This window comes from Pseudogulbenkiania sp. FW507-F1, from assembly GCF_058781125.1.
The window spans coordinates 14,923-38,051 of record NZ_JBYSWM010000007.1 but is presented as its reverse complement, the minus strand read 5'-3'; the positions used below and the strand labels follow the sequence as shown (position 1 = coordinate 38,051).

19 protein-coding genes and 1 riboswitch are annotated in these 23,129 nt (G+C 64.8%); of the genes, 10 read left to right on the top strand and 9 right to left on the bottom strand.

The annotated features are described in order from the left end of the window. The first annotated feature begins 229 nt into the window (after window positions 1-229). The 3 genes from AC3WG5_RS06165 (at window position 230) to AC3WG5_RS06155 (ending at window position 1,817) form a co-directional block, all read left to right on the top strand. Window positions 230-640 carry a DUF2784 domain-containing protein gene (locus AC3WG5_RS06165; protein ID WP_492568153.1) on the top strand — a complete coding sequence of 137 codons (411 nt, stop codon included), beginning with the start codon at window positions 230-232 and terminating at the stop codon, window positions 638-640. A 59-nt stretch (window positions 641-699) separates the two neighbouring features. Beyond that, window positions 700-1,137 carry a thioredoxin TrxC gene (trxC, locus tag AC3WG5_RS06160; RefSeq protein WP_482583155.1) on the top strand — a complete coding sequence of 146 codons (438 nt, stop codon included), beginning with the start codon at window positions 700-702 and terminating at the stop codon, window positions 1,135-1,137. Window positions 1,138-1,214: 77 nt separating this feature from the next. Next, on the top strand, window positions 1,215-1,817 hold the full coding sequence (locus tag AC3WG5_RS06155) for a 3'-5' exonuclease (RefSeq protein ID WP_492568152.1): 603 nt from the start codon (window positions 1,215-1,217) through the stop codon (window positions 1,815-1,817). Between the two features lie 70 nt (window positions 1,818-1,887). Here the strand turns inward: AC3WG5_RS06155 and AC3WG5_RS06150 are convergent, their stop codons facing one another. The 6 genes from AC3WG5_RS06150 to AC3WG5_RS06125 form a co-directional block, all read right to left on the bottom strand. After that, window positions 1,888-2,499 carry a glutathione S-transferase gene (locus AC3WG5_RS06150; protein WP_014086123.1) on the bottom strand — a complete coding sequence of 204 codons (612 nt, stop codon included), beginning with the start codon at window positions 2,497-2,499 and terminating at the stop codon, window positions 1,888-1,890. Between the two features lie 245 nt (window positions 2,500-2,744). Then, window positions 2,745-3,452, bottom strand: coding sequence for an SIMPL domain-containing protein (locus AC3WG5_RS06145; protein WP_492568151.1), 708 nt, complete (start codon window positions 3,450-3,452; stop codon window positions 2,745-2,747). Window positions 3,453-3,646: 194 nt separating this feature from the next. Then, window positions 3,647-4,441 (bottom strand): ABC transporter ATP-binding protein, encoded by a 795-nt coding sequence (locus AC3WG5_RS06140; RefSeq protein WP_294867900.1) that lies wholly within the window; start codon window positions 4,439-4,441, stop codon window positions 3,647-3,649. Next, entirely contained in the window at window positions 4,428-5,354 is a 927-nt protein-coding gene (locus AC3WG5_RS06135) for an ABC transporter permease (RefSeq protein WP_492568150.1), read from the bottom strand. Before AC3WG5_RS06135 ends, AC3WG5_RS06140 begins: the two co-directional genes overlap by 14 nt. Before the next feature lie 101 nt (window positions 5,355-5,455). Continuing rightward, window positions 5,456-6,424, bottom strand: a complete 969-nt coding sequence (locus AC3WG5_RS06130; RefSeq protein WP_492568149.1) for an ABC transporter substrate-binding protein — start codon at window positions 6,422-6,424, stop codon at window positions 5,456-5,458. A gap of 342 nt (window positions 6,425-6,766) precedes the next feature. Beyond that, window positions 6,767-8,932, bottom strand: coding sequence for a malate synthase G (locus tag AC3WG5_RS06125; protein ID WP_492568148.1), 2,166 nt, complete (start codon window positions 8,930-8,932; stop codon window positions 6,767-6,769). 194 nt (window positions 8,933-9,126) lie between these two features. Here AC3WG5_RS06125 and AC3WG5_RS06120 point away from each other — a divergent pair, with 194 nt between their 5' ends. Both AC3WG5_RS06120 and bcaP read left to right on the top strand, forming a co-directional pair. Beyond that, the gene (locus tag AC3WG5_RS06120) at window positions 9,127-10,023 is read left to right on the top strand and encodes a LysR family transcriptional regulator (RefSeq protein ID WP_492568147.1); all 897 of its coding nucleotides are present in this window, start codon (window positions 9,127-9,129) and stop codon (window positions 10,021-10,023) included. Window positions 10,024-10,615: 592 nt separating this feature from the next. Continuing rightward, entirely contained in the window at window positions 10,616-12,013 is a 1,398-nt protein-coding gene (bcaP, locus tag AC3WG5_RS06115; protein ID WP_492568146.1) for a branched-chain amino acid transporter BcaP, read from the top strand. A 366-nt stretch (window positions 12,014-12,379) separates the two neighbouring features. Here bcaP and aceA read toward each other — a convergent pair whose 3' ends face one another. After that, complete coding sequence (gene aceA / locus AC3WG5_RS06110; RefSeq protein WP_482583137.1) at window positions 12,380-13,678, bottom strand: isocitrate lyase; 1,299 nt, start codon at window positions 13,676-13,678, stop codon at window positions 12,380-12,382. Between the two features lie 435 nt (window positions 13,679-14,113). Between aceA and grpE the strand changes: the two genes are divergently transcribed. The 3 genes from grpE to dnaJ all read left to right on the top strand — a co-directional run bounded on the left by grpE (window position 14,114) and on the right by dnaJ (window position 17,977). Next, window positions 14,114-14,659: a nucleotide exchange factor GrpE gene (grpE, locus tag AC3WG5_RS06105; RefSeq protein WP_008953241.1), complete on the top strand. Its 546-nt coding sequence runs from the start codon at window positions 14,114-14,116 to the stop codon at window positions 14,657-14,659. A gap of 115 nt (window positions 14,660-14,774) precedes the next feature. Then, window positions 14,775-16,691: a molecular chaperone DnaK gene (gene dnaK, locus AC3WG5_RS06100; RefSeq protein ID WP_294864292.1), complete on the top strand. Its 1,917-nt coding sequence runs from the start codon at window positions 14,775-14,777 to the stop codon at window positions 16,689-16,691. 164 nt (window positions 16,692-16,855) lie between these two features. After that, window positions 16,856-17,977, top strand: a complete 1,122-nt coding sequence (dnaJ, locus tag AC3WG5_RS06095; RefSeq protein WP_014086133.1) for a molecular chaperone DnaJ — start codon at window positions 16,856-16,858, stop codon at window positions 17,975-17,977. A gap of 67 nt (window positions 17,978-18,044) precedes the next feature. Here the strand turns inward: dnaJ and AC3WG5_RS06090 are convergent, their stop codons facing one another. Beyond that, a complete protein-coding gene (locus tag AC3WG5_RS06090; protein WP_492568145.1) occupies window positions 18,045-19,442 on the bottom strand; it encodes an amino acid permease in 1,398 nt (465 codons plus the stop codon). A 479-nt stretch (window positions 19,443-19,921) separates the two neighbouring features. Next, window positions 19,922-21,256, bottom strand: coding sequence for a voltage-gated chloride channel family protein (locus tag AC3WG5_RS06085; RefSeq protein WP_492568144.1), 1,335 nt, complete (start codon window positions 21,254-21,256; stop codon window positions 19,922-19,924). Window positions 21,257-21,344: 88 nt separating this feature from the next. After that, a riboswitch (Fluoride riboswitch) is annotated at window positions 21,345-21,408 on the bottom strand. Window positions 21,409-21,538: 130 nt separating this feature from the next. Here AC3WG5_RS06085 and AC3WG5_RS06080 point away from each other — a divergent pair. Both AC3WG5_RS06080 and hemB read left to right on the top strand, forming a co-directional pair. Continuing rightward, window positions 21,539-21,796: a hypothetical protein gene (locus AC3WG5_RS06080; RefSeq protein WP_482583134.1), complete on the top strand. Its 258-nt coding sequence runs from the start codon at window positions 21,539-21,541 to the stop codon at window positions 21,794-21,796. A gap of 116 nt (window positions 21,797-21,912) precedes the next feature. Beyond that, window positions 21,913-22,914 carry a porphobilinogen synthase gene (gene hemB / locus AC3WG5_RS06075; RefSeq protein WP_482583133.1) on the top strand — a complete coding sequence of 334 codons (1,002 nt, stop codon included), beginning with the start codon at window positions 21,913-21,915 and terminating at the stop codon, window positions 22,912-22,914. Window positions 22,915-23,129: the final 215 nt, after the last annotated feature.

Sequence of the window (23,129 nt, the reverse complement as noted above, 5' to 3'; positions counted from 1 at the left end):
GAAGGCGCCACCGCGACCGCTCTCCCGTCACCGGGAGGGCGGTTTTTGCATGGGAGCCTGGCAGGCGTCGCCATCCTGGGCTAGTTAGAGAGGGCGAGCCTGGGGCGTTGCCGGGCAGGGAGAAGGGAATGCGGCTGGCTGTGGCACGGAATGGGACGATGGCCTGCGCGACGCGTGGGCGGCTCAGGAGTCCCCGGTCCTGCGCTGGTGGGCCTGGCTGGGGTAGACCTTGCCGGCACGATGGCGGCGGGGCACCGACGTGATCTACCGCCTGTTGGCCGACGCCGTGCTGTTGCTGCACCTGGGGTTCATCGTGTTTGCGCTGCTGGGCGGCTTGCTGGCGTGCCGGCGGCGCGGATGGCTGTGGTGGCACCTGCCGGCCGCCGCATGGGCGATGGCGATCGAACTGAGCGGGGGGATCTGCCCGCTAACACCGCTGGAAAACCGCTTGCGTGCGCTGGGCGGGGCCGCCGGCTACCCGGGCGGCTTCGTCGAGCACTACCTGCTGGCGCTGATCTATCCCGAGGCGCTGACCCGTGCGCTCCAGCTGGTGCTGGCCGGGCTGGTGCTGGCGGTCAATCTGGCGGTGTACGGTTACGTCATCCGGCGCTGGCGCCAGGGCACCCCGCCCGGCGGCTAGGCCGGGTCGCCGCGGCGTGGTGTTGGTATTGTGTGGTTTTGATGAAGGAGTGATGTGAAATGCAATTGGTCTGCCCGTCCTGCGGTGCTCGCAACCGTGTTCCCGACGAACGTCTGCTGGAGTCGCCCAAGTGCGGCAAGTGCGCCGGCGCGCTGCTCGCCGCTGCGCCGCTGGCCTTGTCCGACGCCGCCCTGCCGGGGTTTCTCGCCGGCACCGAGCTGCCGGTGCTGGTAGACTTCTGGGCCGGCTGGTGCGGGCCGTGCCAGATGATGGCGCCGCAGTTCGCCGCCGCCGCCAAGGCGCGGCCGACGCTGCGTTGCGTCAAGGTCGACACCGAGCAGGCGCCACAGGCGTCGCGGCACTACCAGATCCGCAGCATCCCGACCCTGATCCTGTTCTGGCAGGGACGCGAGCTGGCGCGCCACAGCGGCGTAATGCAGGCCGCCGAGCTGCTGCAGTGGGCCGAACGCCAGCTGCTGGCGGCGGGCGTGCGCTGAGCGCGGCGCTGGTGTTCCGCGCCGGTGCCGCGTACACTCGCCCGGCCTTCATTACCCGCGCGGGTACCTGTCTTCCCATGACCGCAGAACAACACTTGTCCAAGGACGATATCCGTACTCTCCCGAGCTATCCGGGGCTGGCGCCGATGGCGGTGAGCGTGGTGGCGAACGAGATCGAGATGGAAGCGGCGTATCACCAGCTCAGCGTGTGCCGCGTGCTCGGCTTCGATACCGAGTCGCGCCCGACCTTCCACAAGGGAGAGACTTCGAGCGGGCCGCACCTGGTGCAGCTGGCCACCGCCACGCACGCCTACTTGTTCCCGGTGGAGCGCCTCGCCGACCTGACGCGGCTGCGGATGATTCTGGAGTCGCCGGCGATCCGCAAGGTCGGCTTCGAGCTGGGCTCCGACGTGCAGCGGCTCCGCGCCAAGCTGGACATCGAGTGCGCGGCGCTGGTGGACATCGGGCGGCTGTTCCGCCAGCCGGGCGAGCACCGTACCGTGGGCGCGGTGCAGGCGGTGGCGCGCCTGTTCGGCCAGTGTTTCCGCAAGTCGAAGCGCCAGTCGACCTCGAACTGGGCGAGCCCGGTGCTGAGCGAGGCGCAGCGGGTGTACGCCGGCAACGACGCCTATGTGGCGCTGCAGGTATACCACGAGCTGGAGCGACAGGGACGGGTCTAGGACCGCAAAGAGGGGCAGCAAAAAGCCGGGGAAAACCCCGGCTTTTGTTTGTCTGGTGTGCCGCGTCGGTTCAGGCCGTCGGCGGTATGGTGTCGACGAAGGACTGGCGTGCCGACAAACGCTGGTAGTAGTCGGCGAGGGTGGGATGGCTGGCGCGCCAGTCGAGCGTGGCGAAGCGGAAGTCCAGGTAGCCCAGGCAGCAGCCGACCGCGATGTCGGCCAGGCTATAGCCTTCGCCGTTGCACCACGGGCGTTCGCCCAGATCGTGCGCCAGCGCTGCCAGGCCGCGCTCGACTTTCTGCTGCTGGTGCGCCATCGCTTCCTCGCTCTGCTTCTCCGGCGGGCGGCGCCGTTCCATGACGATGGCGACGGCCGCGTCGCAGATGCCGTCGGCCAGGGCTTCCCAGCGCCGGGTGGCGATGAACGAGCGGTTGTCCTGCGGCAAGAGGCGCGACACCGGCGAGATGTTGTCGAGGTACTCCACGATCACGCGCGAGTCGTACAGCGTGTTGCCGTCGTCCAGCTCCAGCACCGGCACCTTGCCGAGCGGATTGTAGCGGGCAACTTGCGAATCGGCCTCCCAAGGCTGGTCGATCAGGATCGGGCAGTCGATTTTCTTTTCAGCGAGCACGATCCGCACTTTGCGGGCGTAGGGACTGGTGAGTGACGCGATCAGTTTCATGGCATGAACAGGGTGCTTGGTCGTGGGGAGCCGGTCGGCGTCGACCGGCGGGTAAGCAGGCTTACTTTAACGTATCATCGTGCCGCCTCAAAGCGCTTTAGAGTCTATCCCAATTAGTCGGCTGCGCCTTCGCAGCTTGAGCGTCGGCGGTGCTCGGAATCCTCATGGACTACGGGTCCATTCCGGTTCCTGTGCTCCGGCGACACCCAACCTGCCTCGGCTCGCTCGCCTACTGGGACAGACTCTTAGCGCAGTTCCAGCTGGCCGTTGACCTGCAGTTGCAACTGGCTGCGGCCGGGCTGCCATTCGGCCGGGGCGACTTCGGCGTCGGCGGCCATGGCCAGCGTTTTGCTGCGCATCAACAGCGGTACCGGCGGCGGCATCTGGTTGCCGATGGTGAGCTGGTGCATGTTGAGGGTGTTCTTGCCCAGCGCCTTGGCCGCGATCTGCGCCTGCTCCATCAGCGCGGCGATGGCTTCCGGAATCATGGCCTTTTCCGCGGCGTGGCGGGCGTCGTCGGACACCACGAACTGCACGCCTTCCAGCAGCATGTAGCCCTGCAGCTTGGCGATCAGCTCGCTGCCTTGCGCCATGTCGCGGGTTTTCAGCTTCAGTTCGGCACGGCCCTGCCAGCCGTCGATCTTGCCGCTCTTGTTGTAGGCGGGCCAGCTGTTGTAGCTGCCGCTGCTGACCTCGACGTTCTTGTAGCCGCGCGCGTCGCTCTGGGCGCGGTTGATGAGCTGGTTGAGGCGGTTGGCCAGCACGCCCGGCTGCGGCTGGCGGTCCTGCACGTACAGCGTGGCGATCATCTGGTCGTTGGCGATCTCGCGCTGGGTACTGGCCGACAGGTTCAGCACGGTGGCGGCCGGGTCGGCCCGTTCGGCGGCCGGCGCCAGCGGGGCCAGCAGGAACAAGGGGGCGGCCAGGCTCAACAGGGTGGTGAGGCGGGTCATGGGGGCTCCTGTCTCGGGAAGGCGGGTAATGACAGTATCGCTCAGCGGCGCGGCACTGTCGTGACAAGAGACTATGACGATGGCGGGCGCGATGAGTTCAGTACGGCGTCAACTGTGTCGGCCAACCCGATGCGTTCAGCCGCGCGCCAAAAGCTTCGGCCAACCTGCAAAGGTTGGCCGAAGGAGGCGGGGGATCAGCCCAACAGCAGCGCGTCGTCGGCGATCGCTTCGCCGCGGGTGCGTTCGAACATCGCCAGCAGGTCGGGCACGTCCATGCGGGCGCGCTCCTCGCCGGCCACGTCCAGCACCACCCGGCCCTGGTGCAGCATCACGGTGCGGTCGCCATGATCCAGCGCCTGGCGCATCGAGTGCGTCACCATCATCGCGGTCAGCTGGTTCTCGCGCACGATCTGGTCGGTCAGCTCCAGCACGAAGGCGGCGGTCTTGGGATCGAGCGCCGCGGTGTGCTCGTCGAGCAGCAGGATCTGCGACGGCCGCAGCGACGCCATCAGCAGGCTCACCGCCTGGCGCTGACCGCCGGAGAGCAGGCCCATGCGGTCGGACAGGCGGTTTTCCAGACCGAGCTTGAGCGTGGCGAGCTTGTCGCGGAACAGGCTGCGCAGCGAGGCATTCAGGGCGCCTTTCAGGCCGCGACTTTCCCCGCGTTGCCAGGCGATCGCCAGGTTCTCCTCGATGCTCAGCGCCTCGCAGGTGCCGGCCATCGGGTCCTGGAACACGCGGGCCACCAGCCCGGCGCGCTGCCAGGCGTTGAGACGGGTGACGTCGCGCCCGGCGATCTCGATGCTGCCCTGGTCGACGATCAGGTCGCCGCTGATGGCATTGAGGAAGGTCGACTTGCCGGCGCCGTTGGAGCCGATCACGGTGACGAACTGGCCCTGGGGGATGTCCAGCGAGGCCCCGCGCAGCGCCGGGTTCTCGATCGGGGTGCCGGGGTTGAAGGTCTTGTAGAGGCCGTTAGCGCGCATCATGAGCAGTGCTCCCCTTGGTGGCAGCCGAGCGTTTGGCGGCGAATTTGCGTTTGAGCGACGGCAGCACCAGCGCGAAACCGACCAGCAGGGCGGTGATCAGGTTGAGGTCCTGCGCCTGCAGACCGATGAAGTCGGCGTTGAGCGCCAGCGCGATGAACAGGCGGTACACCAGGGCGCCGAGCACGGCGGCCAGTGTCGCCACCATGATGGTGCGACCCGGGATCAGCGTCTCGCCGATGATCACCGCGGCCAGCCCCACCACGATGGTGCCGATGCCCATCGAAATGTCGGCGCCGCCCTGGGTCTGCACATAGAGTGCGCCGGCCAGCGCGATCAGGGCATTGGAGATGGCCATGCCCAGCAGCACCATGCGGTCGGTGGCGACGCCCTGCGCACGCGCCATGCGGGCGTTGGCGCCGGTGGCGCGCATCGCCAGGCCGGCTTGCGAAGCAAAGAAGGCGTCCAGTGCCAGCTTGGCGATCACCACGATCACGGCCAGCACCAGGGGCTGGATCAGGTATTGCGAGTCGGGCGCCCGGGCGATGAACGGGCTGAACACGGTGTCGGCGCCGATCAGCGGCATGTTGGGTGCGCCCATGATGCGCAGGTTGACCGAGTAGAGCGCGATCATCACCAGGATGCTGGCCAACAGCTGCAGGATGTTCAGCCGCACGTTGAGCCAGGCGGTGATCAGGCCGGCCACGGCACCCGCCGCGGTGCCGGCCAGCGTGGCCAGCCAGGGGTCATGGCCGCCGGCGATCAGGGTGGCGGCGACGGCGCCGCCCAGCGGGAAGCTGCCGTCGGCGGTCAGGTCGGGGAAATTCAGAATGCGGAAAGAAATCAGCACACCCAGCGCTACCAGCGCGAAGATCAGACCGATTTCCGTGGCGCCCAGCAAGGCGATCAGGGACATGAAACAACACCTCGTGAAACGTTCGCTCCCCAGGCCGGGCTTGTGGCCCGACCCGGGGAGAGGGAGCAGACTTCGGGATTGGCCGAAGTCTCAAGACAGGCTTACTTGATGACTTCTTTGGCGGTTTTGATCAGCTCGGGCGACAGCTTGAGGCCCTGCTTCTCGGCCGCGGCCGGGTTGACCACCAGATTGAGCTTGGTGCCGACTTCCGGTGCGATCGCGCCCGGCTTCTCGCCCTTCAGGATGCGCACCACCAGCTTGCCGGTCTGGCGGCCCATGTCGTAGTAGTTCTGGCCGAGGGCGGCGACGGCGCCACGCTTCACCGTGTCGGTATCGGCAGCCACCAGCGGCAGCTTGCTGTCGACGGCGACCTTATACAGCGACTCGTAGGCCGACACCACGTTGTTGTCGGTGGTGGTGTAGATCACGTCGACCTTGCCGACCAGGCTCTTGGCCGCAGACGGCACGTCCACGGTGCGGGCGGCGGACGCTTCCACCAGCGACATGCCCTGCTTGGCGAGTTCGGCCTTCAGTTCCTTGGCGACGATGGTCGAGTTCACCTCGCCCGGGCTGTACACCATGCCGACGTGTTTCACGCCCGGTTTCACTTTCTTGATCAGCTCGATCTGCGGGGCCAGCGGCAGGGCATCGGAGACGCCGGTAATGTTGGTGCCGGACGGCTTCCAGTCCTTCACCAGCTTGGCGGCAACCGGATCGGTCACGGCGGAGAACACCACCGGGATCGACTTGGTCGAGGCGGCCAATGCCTGGGCGCTCGGGGTGGCAATGCCGACGATCACGTCCGGGGTGTCGCCGACGAACTTGCGGGCGATCTGCGCGGCGGTGGCGGTGTTGCCCTGGGCGCTCTGGAACTGGTACTTCAGGTTCTTGCCCTGAACAAAGCCGGCGGCCTTGAGCTCGTCCTCGATGCCTTTGCGGGCGGCGTCGAGCGCCGGGTGTTCGACGATGGCGGTGACCGCCACCGATTTCATCTCGGCGGCCAGCAGCGGGGCGGACAGGGCCGTAGCGACGGCGGCCAGCAGCAGGGTGCGGGGGAACAGCGACTTCATGGAGACTCCTTGTGCGGTATCGGGCCGAAACCGGGACTCATGTTGCGGCATCGTGGCAATTTTATGGCAAAGCACAAAAAAAATTTGCCGTACGTGCGCAATGAAATGTCTGAGTTGTTGTTGTTATTGTCAGAATATTGTCGGTTTTGCCGTGGAGGGGGAGCGAGGCTGCGCCCGGGGGGCGTGCCGTGGTGAATCATGGCAAAGTATTTTGTCTACAGTATTGTCTTTTCTTAGACAAAACCGCTGCCAGAGAAGTATTGGCCAGGTGAAAGAATACGAAAAAGCGGCCCTGACGGGCCGCTTTGCATTGAGGAAAAAGATGCTCTTTCGCCTTGGCTCTTACAGCGCGTGCGCCTTCTCCACCTGGCGCCAGTGGTGCAGCAGCGGCTCGGTGTAGCCGGACGGCTGGGCGCAGCCCTGGAACACCAGGTCGCAGGCGGCCTTGAAGGCGATCGAGGTGTCGAACGCCGGGGCCATCGGCTGGTAGGCCGGATCGCCTGCGTTCTGGCCGTCCACCACGGTGGCCATGCGCTGCAGCGTTTCCTTCACCTGCGACTCGGTGACAATGCCGTGGCGCAGCCAGTTGGCGATGTGCTGGCTGGAAATGCGCAGCGTGGCGCGGTCTTCCATCAGGCCGACGTTGTGGATATCCGGTACCTTGGAGCAGCCCACGCCCTGGTCGATCCAGCGCACCACGTAGCCCAGGATGCCTTGCGCGTTGTTGTCGAGCTCCTGCTGGATGTCTTCGGCCGACCAGTTCGGATTGGCCGCCACCGGGATGGTCAGGAGGTCGTCCTGCACGTCGAGGTACTGGCCTTCCAGCGCCTTCTGCACCTCCTGCACGTCGACCTGATGGTAGTGCAGCGCGTGCAGCACGGCGGCGGTGGGCGACGGCACCCAGGCGGTGTTGGCGCCGGCTTTCGGGTGGCCGATCTTCTGCTTCAGCATCTCGGCCATCAGGTCCGGCATCGCCCACATGCCCTTGCCGATCTGGGCGTGGCCGCGCAGGCCGCAGTCGAGGCCGACCTGGACGTTGTTGCGCTCGTAGGCGGCGATCCACTTCGAGGTCTTCATGTCACCCTTGCGGATCATCGGGCCGGCTTCCATCGAGGTGTGCATCTCGTCGCCGGTGCGGTCGAGGAAGCCGGTGTTGATGAAGGCCACGCGGTGGCGGGCGGCGGCGATGCAGGCCTTGAGGTTGACGCTGGTGCGGCGCTCCTCGTCCATGATGCCGAGCTTGACGGTGTACTGCGGCAGGCCGAGCAGCTGTTCCACCTTGCCGAACAGCTCGTCGGCGAAGGCGACTTCGTCCGGGCCGTGCATCTTCGGCTTGACGATGTAGATCGAGCCGGCGCGCGAGTTGCCGCGGCGCTGCTGGTCGTGCAGCGCGATCAGCGTGGTCACCACGGCGTCCATGATGCCTTCCGGCACTTCGTGGCCGTCGCCGTCGAGGATGGCCGGGTTGGTCATCAGGTGGCCGACGTTGCGCACGAACATGAGGCTGCGGCCGTGCAGCGTCAGCGCGCTGCCGTCGGCGGCGGTGTAGCGGCGGTCCGGGTTGAGGGTGCGGGTGAAGGTCTTGCCGCCCTTGCTGACTTCTTCGGTCAGCGTGCCCTGCATCAGGCCGAGCCAGTTGCGGTACACCACGACCTTGTCGTCGGCGTCGACCGCGGCGACCGAGTCCTCGCAGTCCATGATGGTGGTGATGGCGGCTTCCATCACGATGTCCTTGACCCCGGCGCCGTCCTGGGCGCCGATCGGGTTGCTCTTGTCGATCTGGATTTCGAAGTGCAGGCCGTTCTGCTTGAGCAGCACCGAGGTCGGCGCGGCGGCGTCGCCGTTGTAGCCGAGGAACAGCTCCGGCTGCTTGAGCGAGCTGGTGCGGCCGTCCTGCAGCTCGACCTGCAGCTGGCCACCGGTCACGCGGTAGGCCGCGGCCTGGTGGTGCGAACCGGTTTCCAGCGGCGCGCTGGCGTCGAGGAAGTCACGGCCGAAGGCGATCACCTTGGCGCCGCGCACCGGGTTGTAGCCGCCGCTGCGGCTGGCGCCATCGTCCTCGGCGATGGCATCGGTGCCGTACAGCGCGTCGTACAGGCTGCCCCAGCGCGCGTTGGCGGCGTTCAGGGCGTAGCGCGCGTTCATCACCGGCACCACCAGCTGCGGGCCGGCCTGCTCGGCGATTTCGCTGTCGATGTTGCTGGTGCTGATGCGGCCGTCGGCCGGCACCGGCTTCAGGTAGCCGATGGAGGTGAGGAACGCCTTGTAGGCGGCCATGTCCGCGATCGGGCCCGGATGCTGGCGGTGCCAGGTATCGATTTCGCTCTGCAGGCGGTCGCGCTCGGCGAGCAGGGAGCGGTTCTTCGGCGCCAGTTCGTGCACCAGGACATCGAAACCGGACCAGAACGCGGCGGAGCCGATGCCGCTGCCCGGCAGGACTTCCTGTTCGATGAAGGCGTGGAGGACGGTGGCAACCTGCAGTCGATGGCAAGGGGTTCGTTGGGTCATGACGTTACTCTCTCTCGTTTCCGTTGGGGCTGGTCCCCGATCAACCGGCCTGGGTTTTTCGTGGCGACACCAGGGGACTATTCCCTCTTAATTTGGCATAAATGGTATCGCGATGCGCTGGGATCAGTTTAGTGATGTTTATGTGACAAAAAAAGACCTAAGATGCCATAGCATCTTTTACTTTTTGTGAGCTAATGGACACGTTCAAGCAACTCGAAACCCTGGTCGCGGTGGTAGCTCACGGCAGTCTGTCGGCGGCGGCGCGCATCGAGGGGGTGGTGCCGGCCGTGATCGGCCGCCGTCTGGATGCCCTGGAGGAGCGCCTCGGCGCCAAGCTGCTGGTGCGCACCACGCGCAGCGTCACGCTGACGCAGGAGGGCAGCGCCTTTTACGAGGAAAGCCTGCGCATCCTGGCCGAGTTGGCCGAAGCCGAGGCGGCGGTGGCGTCCGGCAGCGCGCGGGCGCGTGGTCACCTGCGGGTAAGTGCCCCGGCCGGTTTCGGCCGCCGTCACGTCGCCCCGCACGCCGCCAGTTTTCAGCAGCTGCACCCGGACGTGAAGGTGACGCTCGACCTGTCGGACCGCCTGGTCGACCTGGTGCGCGACCGCGTCGACTGCGCCATCCGGATTTCGGACCTGTCCGACTCCAGCCTGGTGGCGATCCGCCTGGCCGAAAACTATCGCGTGGTGGTGGCCGCGCCGTGCTACCTGAAGCGCCACGGCACGCCGCGCACGCTGGACGACCTGGCGCAGCACAACTGCCTGTCGCTGGGCGAGAGTCAGAGCCGCGGCTGGACCTTCACCCGCGACGGCGAGCCGGTCAATCTCAAGGTCTCCGGCACGCTGGAATGCAATGACGGCGCGGTGCTGCACGACTGGGCGCTGCAGGGGTACGGGCTTACCTGGCGCTCGTTGTGGGAGGTCAAGGACGATCTCTCCGAAGGGCGGCTGGTGACGGTGCTGGACAGCTTTTCCTCGCCGGATTACCCGGTGTACGCCATGGTGCCTCAACGCAAGTTCCTGCCGCTGCGGGTGCGCCACTTCATCGACCATCTCAAGGCCTGTTACGCCGAGCCGGGCTACTGGGGCTGAGCGTGGCGGCGGAATCTCCCGTTCCATGTCGAAAGCACGGCCCTCCTGCCATCTTGCTCACAGGCGAAGCCAAGTTGTTTCCATCGGACAACGGCCTGTTCCTCCAAGGGCTTACGCTTGCCGCGCGGGGCGCTGGCTGTATTATCCGCTCCCTTCCCGGCGCCCCGCCGCGCCACATGACGGGCGGAAGGCCTCGCCGCCACTCCGCTGCATGTGGCGGCCTAGCCGACACCTTCGCCGCGTGGTGGAATAAGGTGTGAAATTGCGCTGGATCAATGGATCGGGGCGCAGTGTTTCCGATAGAGGGCGAAGGCTGCTATTTTGCGCGCCTGTTTGCCGGATTGCCGCAGCCTGGGCCGTGGCAGCTATGACAGCGGCGAGGACGGGGTATGAGTTTTACCTTGTCTGACCTTGGCATTGAGGTAATATCACGCCGTTTCGTCTTCGTGGCGGTGGCTTTATTGGCTATCTTCGCGCGTAGACGAGTTATTTTCGGAGAACCGTGTGCCCTGATCCATTCCTGCCATGCGCCCGCCACACTGCGGGCGCATGGCATTTGGCACACCGCGAACACTCGGGGACTGTTTGAAACATGAGCTTGATGCGCAAGAAGAGCGTGAGGGGCATGCTGTCTGCCGCCCACACCTCACAGGGGCTCCGCAAGGAGCTGTCCGCCTTTGACCTGACCATGCTGGGGATCGGCGCCATCATCGGCACCGGCATCTTCGTCCTGACCGGCACCGGCGCCACCGTGGCCGGCCCCGGCCTGGTATTGTCCTTCGTCATCGGCGCCATCGCCTGCGGTTTCGCCGCGCTGTGCTACGCCGAATTCGCCTCCATGCTGCCGGTGTCGGGTTCCACCTATACCTACGCCTACGCCACGCTGGGCGAGCTGATCGCCTGGATCATCGGCTGGGACCTGATGCTGGAATACCTGCTGGCGTCCTCCGCCGTGTCGGTGGGCTGGTCCGGCTACTTCCAGAGCCTGATCGCCGGTTTCGGCCTGCATCTGCCGGATGCGCTGACCGCCGCGGCAGGTGCCCGCCCCGGCGTGGAGACGGTGTTCAACCTGCCGGCCTTCGTGATTGCCATGCTGATTACCGCGCTGCTGGCGTTCGGCATCAAGGAATCGAAGAAGGTCAATAACGTGGTGGTGATGATCAAGGTGGCGGTGGTGGTGCTGTTCATCGCCATCGCGGTGTGGCACATCAAGCCGGCCAACTGGAATCCGGCCCTGCCGTACGGCATGACCGGCGTGTTCCACGGTGCCGCCATCGTGTTCTTCAGCTTCCTCGGCTTCGACGCCGTGACTTGCGCTGCGGAAGAGGTGAAGAACCCTGAGAAGGATATCCCGAAGGGGGTGATCTGGTCGCTGGCGATCTGCTCGCTGCTGTACGTGATCGTGTCCGCCATCATGACCGGCATCGTGCCGTTCATGCAGTTCAAGGGCATCGATCACCCGGTATCGCTGGCGTTGCAGGTGGCCAAGCTCGACTGGTTCGCCGGCTTCGTTGACCTGGGCGCCATTCTCGGCATGCTGACGGTGATCCTGGTGATGACCTACGGGCAGACCCGCATCCTGTTCGCGATGTCGCGCGATGGCCTGCTGCCCAAGGTGTTTTCCGAGGTGCATCCGAAGTACGGCACGCCGTACAAGGCCACCTGGCTGATCGGCACCCTCATTGCGCTGATCGCCGGCTTCGTGCCGCTGGGTACGTTGGCCGAGCTGGTGAACATCGGCACCCTGGCCGCGTTCTCGCTGATCGCCGCCGCCATCATCCTGCTGCGCAAGCGCGAACCGGACCTGCCGCGCAAGTTCCACTGCCCGGGCGTGCCCTACGTACCGGCGCTGGCCATCGTGTTCTGCGTGTTCCTGATGACGCAGCTCGCGGCGCTGACCTGGCTGTGCTTCGTGATCTGGCTGGTGCTGGGCCTGATGGTGTACTTCGGCTATTCGCGCCGCCGCTCGCTGCTGCACGTGCGTGCCTGACCGAGGCGACTCTCCGTAGGCATCCAGGGCCGGCTTTTGCCGGCCTTTTTGTTGGGCCGCCGATGGCTTGCAGTCCAGCTGTCGGCCGGGTCCGCCGCTGGCCGTCCCTTGGCATGAAGGCCGCGATGACCTACTTGTGTCCGGTGGGGCGCGGCGAATAGCGGGAGTGTGCTGGGAGATGCGCTGCTGATTTGTTCGAGATCAGGGCGGCGCGCAGTGGCGGCCTGCCAGGATGTGGGGGCCCCCGTTGCCCTCGTTGCGCCGGGAAGCAATGGATGAGGGCCGCAACGAAAAACCCCCGCCGTGGCGGGGGTTGCTTGACACAGACGGCAGGGTCGAATTGCCGTTCAGTCGAACGCTTGGATCTTAGTGGAACTGTTCTTCTTCGGTCGAGCCGGTCAGCGCGGTCACCGAGGACTTGCCGCCCTGGATTACCGTGGTGATGTCGTCGAAGTAGCCGGTGCCGACTTCCTGCTGGTGCGAGACGAAGGAGTAGCCACGATCGCGGGCGGCGAATTCCGGCTCTTGCACCTTCTCGACGTAGGCCGACATGCCGCGCTTGGCGTAGTCCTGCGCCAGGTCGAACATGTTGTACCACATGGAGTGGATGCCAGCCAGGGTGATGAACTGGTACTTGTAGCCCATGGCGCCCAGCTCGCGCTGAAACTTGGCGATGGTGGCATCGTCCAGGTTCTTTTTCCAGTTGAAGGACGGTGAGCAGTTGTAGGCCAAGAGCTTGCCCGGGTGCTTGGCGTGTACGGCTTCAGCAAATTTGCGGGCAAATTCCAGATCCGGGGTACCGGTTTCGCACCATACCAGGTCGGCGTATTCGGCGTAGGCGATAGCGCGGCTGATGGCTTGCTCCAGACCTTTCTTGGTCTTGTAGAAGCCTTCTGCAGTGCGTTCGCCGGTCAGGAACGGCTTGTCGTTCTCGTCGTAGTCGCTGGTCAAGAGGTCGGCGGCTTCGGCGTCGGTACGGGCGATCACCAGAGTCGGTACGCCGTAGACGTCAGCGGCCATACGGGCGGCGATCAGTTTCTGTACGGCTTCCTGGGTCGGTACCAGTACCTTGCCACCCATGTGGCCGCACTTCTTCACCGAAGCCAGTTGGTCTTCGAAGTGCACGCCACCGGCGCCGGCACGGATCATCGCCTTCATCAGTTCGTAGGCGTTCAGCACGCCGCCGAAACCGGCTTCGGCATCGGCCACGATCGGAGCGTAGTAATCGACGAAGCCGGCATCGCCTTTTTCCAGACCCTTGGAGTGCTGGATTTCGTCGGCACGGGTGAAGGCGTTGTTGATGCGCTCGACCACCTTCGGCACCGAGTCAACCGGGTACAGCGACTGGTCCGGGTACATCGCGGAGTATTCGTTGTTGTCGGCGGCGACTTGCCAGCCGGACAGGTAGATGGCCTTGATGCCGGCTTTCACCTGCTGCATGGCCTGGCCACCGGTCAGCGCGCCCAGACAGTTGATGTAGGGCTCGTTGTTGACCAGGTTCCACAGTTTTTCAGCACCGTTACGAGCCAAGGTATGTTCCACCTGGACGGAGCCGCGCAGGCGCTCTACGTCGGCGGCGGTGTAGCCGCGCTTGATACCTTTCCAGCGCGGATTTTCGTCCCAGTCTTTTTGGATGGCGGCAATGCGTTGTTCGCGAGTGGTCATGCTTGAATCCTTCTCGATTACGTTTCTTAGTAAACCGGTAAATTCAGCCGGCATTCCTCTGGCTATGATGAATCGGTTTTACCGTCACCTTTTATTGACAACGTGTTTTGCCCGTTGTCGTTTCCGACCGCCGAAGCCTATTCCGTAAGGGAGACAGACCTGCTGGTCGTCGTGTGCTGTGAGTCCATTTAAACATAAAAAAAACGTAATGTGTGCAGTGCAGCACAAAAAAATCCTTTGTTTTCAAAAGGTAACAAAACTGACAAAAAACGAATGAAATGCCACGCTGTTTTTTTCCGTTTCCGAAAGCAAAAGTTCCCAAACGAGCGGTTGCTTGGTTCGCTTGCGCGTCGACCGCGCTCTCTTGAAATTTTCGCCAAAGCCCCTACCTAGCGTCAGGTCATCCTCAATCGCCTAGCTAACAAGGGAATCGTCATGCAGGAAAACCAACAGAATCCGGTTAACGAGGCCGTGGACAGCGCCGCCGCCCAGGCTCCCGCCGACAGCGCGGTCGAGCCGACCACGGAGGCGCGCGTTGCCGCACTGGAAATCGAGTTGGCCGAAGCCCGCGAGCAGTTTCTGCGCTCCCGCGCCGAAATGGAGAACCTGCGCCGTCGTACGGCCGAAGAGGTGGTGAACGCACAGAAGTACGCCATCAACAAGTTTGCCAACGAGTTGTTGGCGGTGAAGGACAGCCTGGAGATGGCGCTGGCCGACCAGAGCGGTCAGTTCGACAACCTGAAGTTCGGCGTCGACCTGACGCTGAAACAGCTGGTGTCGGCCTTCGACAAGGCGCAGATCAAGGAAATCAACCCGGTGGGCGAGGCGCTCGACCCGCACCGCCATCAGGCCATCAGCACCGAGGAAGCGGACGCCGAGCCCAACACCGTGCTGCGCGTGATGCAGAAGGGCTACCAGGTGGCCGATCGCGTGCTGCGCCCGGCCATGGTGGTGGTCGCCAAGGCCAAGAGCCAACAGTAAAAAGGTTGGCCGAAGCCCTCTTGAAAACGTGGGCATAGCCATTACCTATCCAGTCAACAGGCGCTGACTATCGCGATTGCGGTACGCCGTAAAGAGTCAAGGAAAGGAATTAAACATGGGCAAAATCATTGGTATCGACCTGGGCACCACCAACTCCTGCGTGTCGGTGATCGAGAACGGCCATCCGAAAGTGATCGAGAACGCCGAAGGCACTCGCACCACTCCGTCCATCATCGCCTACATGGAAGACGGCGAGATCCTGGTCGGCGCCCCGGCCAAGCGCCAGGCGGTGACCAACCCCAAGAACACCCTGTACGCCATCAAGCGCCTGATCGGCCGCCGCTTCGAAGAAAAAGAAGTGCAGAAGGACATCGACCTGATGCCGTTCGAGATCACCAAGGCCAAGAACGGCGACTCCTGGGTCAAGGTGCGTGACCAGGAACTGGCGCCGCCGCAGATCTCCGCCGAAGTGCTGCGCAAGATGAAGAAGACCGCCGAAGACTACCTCGGCGAAGAAGTGACCGAAGCCGTGATCACCGTGCCGGCCTACTTCAACGACAGCCAGCGCCAGGCCACCAAGGACGCCGGCCGCATCGCCGGTCTGGACGTCAAGCGCATCATCAACGAACCGACCGCGGCCGCGCTGGCCTTCGGCCTCGCCAAGCAGGAAGGCGACCGCAAGATCGCCGTGTATGACCTGGGTGGCGGCACCTTCGACATCTCGATCATCGAGATCGCCGACGTGGAAGGCGAGCACCAGTTCGAAGTGCTGTCGACCAACGGCGACACCTTCCTCGGCGGCGAAGACTTCGACCAGCGCCTGATCGACTACATCGTGACCGAGTTCAAGCGCGAGCAGGGCGTGGACCTGAAGAACGACGTGATGGCGCTGCAGCGTCTGAAGGACGCCGCGGAAAAGGCCAAGATCGAGCTGTCCTCGGCCTCGCAGACCGAAGTCAACCTGCCGTACATCACCATGGACGCCACTGGTCCGAAGCACCTGGCGATGAAGATCACCCGCGCCAAGTTCGAAAGCCTGGTGGAAGACCTGATCGCCCGCTCGATCGAGCCGTGCCGTGTCGCCCTGAAGGACGCCGGCGTGTCGATCAACGACATCGCCGACGTGATCTTGGTCGGCGGCCAGACCCGCATGCCGAAGGTGCAGGAAGCGGTGAAGGAGTTCTTCGGCAAGGAGCCGCGCAAGGACGTGAACCCGGACGAGGCCGTGGCCGTCGGTGCCGCCATCCAGGGTTCGGTGCTGTCCGGTGACCGCAAGGACGTGCTGCTGCTCGACGTGACCCCGCTGTCGCTGGGTATCGAGACGCTGGGCGGCATCATGACCAAGCTGATCCAGAAGAACACCACCATCCCGACCAAGGCGCAGCAGACCTTCTCCACCGCCGACGACAACCAGACCGCGGTAACCATCCACGTGCTGCAAGGTGAGCGCGAGAAGGCCTCGGCCAACAAGTCGCTGGGTCAGTTCAACCTGTCCGACATCCCGGCCGCGCCGCGTGGCATGCCGCAGATCGAAGTCACCTTCGACATCGACGCCAACGGCATCCTGCACGTGTCGGCCAAGGACAAGGGCACCGGCAAGGAAGCCAAGATCACCATCCAGGCGTCCTCCGGCCTGTCCGAGGAAGAAATCCAGCGCATGGTGAAGGATGCCGAGGTTAACGCCGAGGAAGACAAGAAGCTGCACGAGCTGGTACAGGCCCGCAACCAGGGCGAAGGCATGATCCACTCGGTGAAGAAGTCGCTGGCCGAGCACGGTGACAAGATCTCGGCCGAAGAAAAAGCCGCCATCGAAGCCGCGCTGAAGGAAGCCGAAGAAGTGGTGAAGGGCGACGACAAGGACGCCATCGACGCCAAGGTTCAGGCGCTGATGACCGCCTCGCACAAGCTGGCCGAGCAGATGTACAGCCAGGCCCAGGGCGAAGCCGGTGCCGAACAGCCGGCTGGCGCCGGCAACAAGGACGAAGGTGACGTGGTCGATGCCGAGTTCGAAGAAGTGAAGGACAAGAAGTAAGCGTTCTTGCGCCTGGAGCCCGCCGCGACGCCGCCATGCGCCCAGCGTCGGGCGGCTCTAGAGAGGCACAGGGTTCCGGGGGCTTTCCTCTGGCCTCTGTGCCTTTCCTGTTTCGGAACCCCCTTTTCGGCCAACCCTGGCGGATGGCCCCAAGGTAGAACAGCATGTCCAAACGTGATTATTACGACACTCTCGGCGTGAACCGCGATGCCTCCGACGACGACATCAAGAAGGCCTATCGCAAGCTGGCGATGAAGTACCATCCGGACCGCAATCCGGACAGCAAGGACGCCGAGGACAAGTTCAAGGAAGTCAAGGAAGCCTACGAAATCCTGTCCGACGGGCAGAAGCGGGCGGCCTACGACCAGTTCGGCCACGCCGGGGTCGACCCCAACGCCGCCGGCGCGCGCGGCGGTCAGGGCTTCGGCGATTTCGCCGATGCCTTCTCCGACATCTTCGGCGATATCTTCGGTGGCCGTGGCGGTGGCGGCCGCTCCAACGTGTACCGTGGCGCCGACCTGCGCTACAACATGGAAATCTCGCTGGAAGAGGCGGCGCGCGGCTGCGAGAAGCAGATTCGCATTCCGTCGCACGACAACTGCGACGTCTGCCACGGCAGCGGCGCCAAGCCGGGCACCCAGCCCAAGACCTGCCCGACCTGCGGCGGTCACGGCCAGGTGCGCGTCAGCCAGGGCTTCTTCTCGATCCAGCAGACCTGCCCGACCTGCCACGGCAGCGGCAAGCAGATCACCGACCCGTGCCACAAGTGCCACGGCGCCGGCCAGGTCAAGACCCACAAGACGCTCAACGTGAAGATTCCGGCCGGCGTCGACGAGGGCGACCGCATCCGCCTCTCCGGCGAGGGCGAGGCCGGGCAGAACGGCGGCCCGTCGGGCGACCTCTACGTGGTCACCCACATCAAGGCGCACCCGGTGTTCCAGCGCGACGGTATGGACCTGCACTGCGAGATGCCGATTTCCTTCGCCACCGCGGCGCTGGGCGGCGAGGTGGAGATTCCCACGCTGGACGGCATGGCCAAGGTCAAGATCTCGTCAGAGACGCAGTCCGGCCGCCAGTACCGCCTGCGCGGCAAGGGCATCAAGTCGGTGCGTGGTTCCGACTACGGCGACCTGCTGTGCCACGTGGTGGTGGAAACCCCGATCAATCTCACCGAGCGCCAGAAGGAACTGCTGCGCGAGTTCGAGGCGATCAGCCAGGGCGATACCGCCATGCACAACCCGCGCGCCAAGTCCTTCATGGACAAGCTGAAGGATTTCTTCGGCTGAACCCGAAGGCATGGCGATAAAAAAACGGCGACTCGATGAGTCGCCGTTTTTCTTGCCGGGGAGCGCTTTATGCCGACTGGCGCGCGGCCTTCAGTGCCGGCTCGCCGCCTTGGCGGTGGTAGCCCAGGGCATAGTAGAGCACCACCAGCAGCACCAGCCAGCCCGGGCCGATCACCAGCGCGATGCGGGTGTCCGGGAAGTAGGCCATCAGACCCACCACCAGCACCAGGAAGGCCAGCGCGATGTACGAGCCGTATGGGAACAGCGGCATGCGATGCTCGAGGGCCGACAGCTGTGCCGGGTTCAGGGTGCGGCGGAACTTCAGCTGCGACAGCAGGATGATCGCCCAGGTCCAGATCGCGCCGAAGGTCGAGATCGCGGTGAGCCAGGTGAACACTTCCTTCGGCGCCAGGTAGTTGAGCAGCACGCCGCCCAGCAGCATCACCACCGAGATCAGCACGGCGGCGTTCGGCACGCCGTTCTTGCCCACCTTGGCGAACATCGGCAGCGCTTGCCCTTGCTGCGCCAGGTTGTACACCATGCGGCCGGTACTGAAGATGCCGCTGTTGCACGAGGACAGCGCGGCGGTCAGCACCACGAAGTTGATGATGCCGGCGGCGGCCGGGATGCCCATCTTCTCGAAGGTCATCACGAACGGGCTGCCGCTGGTGCCGATCTGATCCCACGGGTAGATCGACATCACCACGAACAGCGCGCCGACGTAGAAGATCAGGATGCGCCAGAACACCGAGTCCACGGCACGCGCCAGGGTCTTCTTCGGGTTCTTGGCTTCGCCGGCGGTCAGGCCGATCATCTCCACGCCCAGATACGCGAACATCACCATCTGCATCGACATCAGGATGCCCTTGACGCCGTTGGGCATGAAGCCGCCGTGCGTCCACAGGTTGGCGATGCCGGTGGCGAGGCCGCCGTTGCCGAAGCCGAACACGATCATGCCGAGGCTGGAGATGATCATCAGCACGATGGTGACGATCTTGATCAGCGCGAACCAGAACTCGAATTCACCGTAGGCCTTGACCGCGATGAAGTTGACCGAGCCCATGAGCACCAGTGCCGACAGTGCCCAGATCCAGTGCGGCACGTCCGGGAACCACACGCCCATGTAGACACCGACCGCGGTGATTTCGGCCATGCAGGTGACGATCCACAGGAACCAGTAGTTCCAGCCGGTGAGGTAGCCGGCCAAGGGGCCGAGGTAGTTCTGCGCGTAGCGGCTGAAGGAGCCGGCGACCGGGTTGTGGATCGCCATTTCGCCCAGCGCGCGCATGATCAGGAAAATGGCGAAGCCGCCCAGCGCGTACGAGATCATGATCGCCGGGCCGGCCATCTTGATCGCGCTGGCCGATCCCAGGAACAGGCCGACGCCGATCGCGGCGCCGAGCGCCATCAGGTTGATATGCCTCTCTTCGAGGCCTCGGTGCAAGTGGTCTTGCTGGTTCTGCATCAGGTTTCTCCATCTTTGAGCGGGGAAGGGCGTCCGGGCCGATCTGGCCGCGGCGCCGCCTTATTTCGTGCAGCACTGAGCGGCTGCTTGTTATGGACCGGGCAAGCGCAGGTGGGCGCTCGATGCGGTCTTGTTCGCTGGAATGGGTGTCCAGCGAGAAGGCATAGTATAAAAACTAATATCGTAAATTTTTCACTATATATTTCTATTTTATTAGTATAAAAAACTTAAATTTTTGAACTTTGCAGGTTATGTTGCAATTTGCATTTTGCTGCTGGCGGCTCTGCAAGGGCTCCGTGTCGTAGCCACCGGCGGGCGTGGCGAAGCGCGCCCGCCACACCATAAGGAGAGGGTGAAATGGGGTAGGGCAGGCCGGGGAGAAGCGCCCCGGCGTCGTGCTATCAGGGCTGGGCAGTCGAGCGCCGTCCTGCCCCGTAGGGCAAGACGTGCGGTAAAGGGGGGCGGCGCGGCGAGGGGTTTCAGTGGCGCGCGTTGTCCTCACCCGGCTGGGCGGAGGGCGGGGCCGTGCGCTGCAGCGCCTGCTGGCGATAGGCGGGCAGCTCGCCCAGCTTGATGCCCTCCGGCGTGTCGCGGTGCTTGGCGTGGCCGACGCGCTGCGAGCGGTAGATGCCGGTGTGTCCGGAAAACAGGTAGCTCACCACGCAGGCGATGCCGGCGTAGACACCGACCTCACTGCCGAAGAGTTCCATCGCCATCAGCGTCGAGGCGATCGGGGTGTTGGCGGCGCCGGCGAACACCGCGACGAAACCGATGCCGGCCAGCAGGGGCAGGGGCATGCCGAGCAGCGGCGCCAGGGCGTTGCCCAGCGTCGCCCCGATGTAGAACAGGGGGGTGACCTCGCCGCCCTTGAAGCCGCTGCCCAGCGAGGCGACGGTGAAGGCCATCTTGGCGGCGAAGTCGTATGGCGCCAGCGGTTGCTGGAAGGCTTCCACGATGGTCGGAACGCCAAGCCCGATATAGCGGTCGGCGCCCAGCAGGTAAACGGCGGCGGCGATCACCATCCCTCCCAGCAGCGGTCGCAGCGGGGCGTAGCCGATGCGCTGCTTGATCCAGCCGCCCAGGCCGTGGGTGAGGTCGGCGAAAACCTTGCCGGTGAGACCGAACAGCATCCCGGCGATCACCGTCGCCGCCAGCCCCCAGGCCGATAGCGGCGGGATGAAGGGGATGACGTAGCGGGTGTGATGCACGCCCCACAGCAGGCCGACCTGGTCGGCCACGATCGCCGCCACCATGCAGGGCAGGATGGCGTCGTAGCGCAGCCGGCCGATGGCGAGCACTTCCAGCCCGAAGATGGCGCCGGCCAGCGGCGTGCCGAACACCGAGGCGAAGCCCGCGCTGATGCCCGCCATCAGGATGATGCGGCGATCCTCGTGGCGCAGCTTGAACAGGTGGGTGAACTGGTCTGCCAGCGCCCCCCCCATCTGCACCGCCGTTCCCTCGCGCCCCACCGAGGCGCCGAACAGGTGGGAGAGCACGGTGCCGCCCAGTACCAGGGGCGCCATGCGCAGCGGGATGACCCTCTTCGGGTCGTGGATCTCGTCGATCAGCAGGTTGTTGCCGGCCTCGACGCGCTGCCCGAAGCGCAGGTAGAGCCAGCCGACGCCGAAGCCGGCCAGCGGCAGCAGCGCGATCAGCCAGCGCTGCGCGATGCGGGTGGCCGTGGCCCAGTCGAGGGCGAACAGGAACAAGGCGGAAGCGGAACCTGCGAGCGCGGCGACGGCGCTGGCCAGCAGCAGCCATTTGCCGAGGTAGGGCAGCAGGTCGATCTGCTCGGGACGTTGGGCGTGTTTCATGCGTGTTCAGTGAGTGTGGGCTGGAGGCACAAACCTGGACAGGCGGCGGGCTGTCGGATACGTACCTACACCTCCTGCCGGTCGAGGAATCCGTGTAGGCATCATCAGCCCCGAGGGCGGTTACAAGGAGGCATGCCATCTCCTGTCGCGGAATTCTACCGGCAAGACGCATTGCAAACCATCCCTACGCGAGACGGAAGCGAGCGGTCAACTCGGCGTAAAATGAAAGTATCGAAATCACTGGCCGGCGCATGCCGGCACGGACAAGAGGTTGGCCGAAGCATGGATATCTTTCACAGCACGTGGTTCTGGGTGGTGGTGATCGGGGCGCCGCTGGTGTCGGTGATCGGCACCCTGGCGCGCCTCGCGCACAAGGAACCGCCGATCAAGCTGCCGCCGGGCGTGGTGCCGCAGCCGTACAAATTCGACGACGAGGAAGAGGGCGAGGACGACGATTGGGGCAAGAAGCCGGCACCGGCTGCCGGAGAAAAAAAGAACGAGGCCGAGGGCCCGAAGAAGGGCACGGATCGTCCGCGCTGAACAGCCTGTTCTCCCCGCCGGCTGGTCGGGTGGCGGCGGGCTTGTTAAGCTAGCGCCTTTGCGTGCCCGCCGCCACCCCGGGCGCCTTGCCACGTTCCGACAGGACTCGAATCACGATGATTTTCGCCAACCGTTTCTTTCCCGCTACGCGCCTGCGCCGCATGCGCAAGGACGATTTTTCGCGCCGCCTGATGCGCGAGAACGTGCTCACCGCCAACGACCTGATCTACCCGGTGTTCGTGCTGGAAGGCGCCAACCGGGAAGAGGCGGTAGCCTCGATGCCGGGCGTGGTGCGTCAGAGTCTGGACAAGCTGCTCTACACTGCCGAGCAGGCGCTGGAGCTCGGTATCCCGATGCTGTCGATTTTCCCGGTGATCGAGACCGGCAAGGACAACGCCGGAGCCGAGGCGTACAACCCGGACGGCCTGGTGCCGACCGTGCTGCGCGAACTCAAGGCGCGCTTCCCCGAGCTGGGGCTGATGACCGACGGCGCGCTCGATCCGTACACCATCCACGGCCAGGACGGCATCATCGACGAAGCGGGCTACGTGCTCAACGAGGAAACCATCGAGGTGCTGATCAAGCAGGCGCTGTGCCACGCCGAGGCCGGTTCCGACGTGTTCGGCCCCTCCGACATGATGGACGGCCGTATCGGCGCCATCCGCGAGGCGCTGGAAGAAGCCGGCCACATCCACACCAAGATCCTGGCCTACTCGGCCAAGTACGCCTCGGCGTTCTACGGCCCGTTCCGCGACGCGGTGGGCTCTTCGGCCAACCTCGGCAAGGCCGACAAGTCGACCTACCAGATGGACCCGGCCAACCTCGAGGAGGCGATCCAGGAAGTGGCGATGGACCTGGAGGAGGGCGCCGACATGGTGATGATCAAGCCGGGCATGCCCTACCTCGACGTGATCCGCCGCATCAAGGACACCTTCCGCGTGCCGACCTACGCCTACCAGGTGTCGGGCGAGTACGCCATGCTCAAGGCCGCGTTCCAGAACGGCTGGCTGAACGAAGAGAAGTGCATGATGGAAAGCCTGCTGGCGTTCAAGCGCGCCGGCGCCGACGGCATCCTGACCTACTTCGCGCTCGACGCGGCACGCCTGCTCAAGCGCTGAGCCTTCGGCCAACGTTTCCTTCCCGACCCGCCCGCGTGGCGGGTTTTGTTTTGGCGGGACCGGCGCCGCTAGGCCGTGCCTGCCATCGGACCGGGCGGTCGGCGCCGTCTCGGACAGTGACAGCCACCCCGGCCAAATCGCCGGCAACTGTGTCTGATCATGGCCGCGACGCTGGTCTAGAATGGGGTCAGAACGATGACGGCCGGATGGCGGCG

Coding starts and splice junctions, on each gene's coding strand:
- trxC (WP_482583155.1), top strand. CDS start 700: ATGCAATTGGTCTGCCCGTCCTGCGGTGCTCGCAACCGTGTTCCCGAC.
- AC3WG5_RS06155 (WP_492568152.1), top strand. CDS start 1,215: ATGACCGCAGAACAACACTTGTCCAAGGACGATATCCGTACTCTCCCG.
- AC3WG5_RS06150 (WP_014086123.1), bottom strand. CDS start 2,499: ATGAAACTGATCGCGTCACTCACCAGTCCCTACGCCCGCAAAGTGCGG.
- AC3WG5_RS06145 (WP_492568151.1), bottom strand. CDS start 3,452: ATGACCCGCCTCACCACCCTGTTGAGCCTGGCCGCCCCCTTGTTCCTG.
- AC3WG5_RS06140 (WP_294867900.1), bottom strand. CDS start 4,441: ATGATGCGCGCTAACGGCCTCTACAAGACCTTCAACCCCGGCACCCCG.
- AC3WG5_RS06135 (WP_492568150.1), bottom strand. CDS start 5,354: ATGTCCCTGATCGCCTTGCTGGGCGCCACGGAAATCGGTCTGATCTTC.
- AC3WG5_RS06130 (WP_492568149.1), bottom strand. CDS start 6,424: ATGAAGTCGCTGTTCCCCCGCACCCTGCTGCTGGCCGCCGTCGCTACG.
- AC3WG5_RS06125 (WP_492568148.1), bottom strand. CDS start 8,932: ATGACCCAACGAACCCCTTGCCATCGACTGCAGGTTGCCACCGTCCTC.
- AC3WG5_RS06120 (WP_492568147.1), top strand. CDS start 9,127: ATGGACACGTTCAAGCAACTCGAAACCCTGGTCGCGGTGGTAGCTCAC.
- bcaP (WP_492568146.1), top strand. CDS start 10,616: ATGAGCTTGATGCGCAAGAAGAGCGTGAGGGGCATGCTGTCTGCCGCC.
- aceA (WP_482583137.1), bottom strand. CDS start 13,678: ATGACCACTCGCGAACAACGCATTGCCGCCATCCAAAAAGACTGGGAC.
- grpE (WP_008953241.1), top strand. CDS start 14,114: ATGCAGGAAAACCAACAGAATCCGGTTAACGAGGCCGTGGACAGCGCC.
- dnaK (WP_294864292.1), top strand. CDS start 14,775: ATGGGCAAAATCATTGGTATCGACCTGGGCACCACCAACTCCTGCGTG.
- dnaJ (WP_014086133.1), top strand. CDS start 16,856: ATGTCCAAACGTGATTATTACGACACTCTCGGCGTGAACCGCGATGCC.
- AC3WG5_RS06090 (WP_492568145.1), bottom strand. CDS start 19,442: ATGCAGAACCAGCAAGACCACTTGCACCGAGGCCTCGAAGAGAGGCAT.
- AC3WG5_RS06085 (WP_492568144.1), bottom strand. CDS start 21,256: ATGAAACACGCCCAACGTCCCGAGCAGATCGACCTGCTGCCCTACCTC.
- AC3WG5_RS06080 (WP_482583134.1), top strand. CDS start 21,539: ATGGATATCTTTCACAGCACGTGGTTCTGGGTGGTGGTGATCGGGGCG.
- hemB (WP_482583133.1), top strand. CDS start 21,913: ATGATTTTCGCCAACCGTTTCTTTCCCGCTACGCGCCTGCGCCGCATG.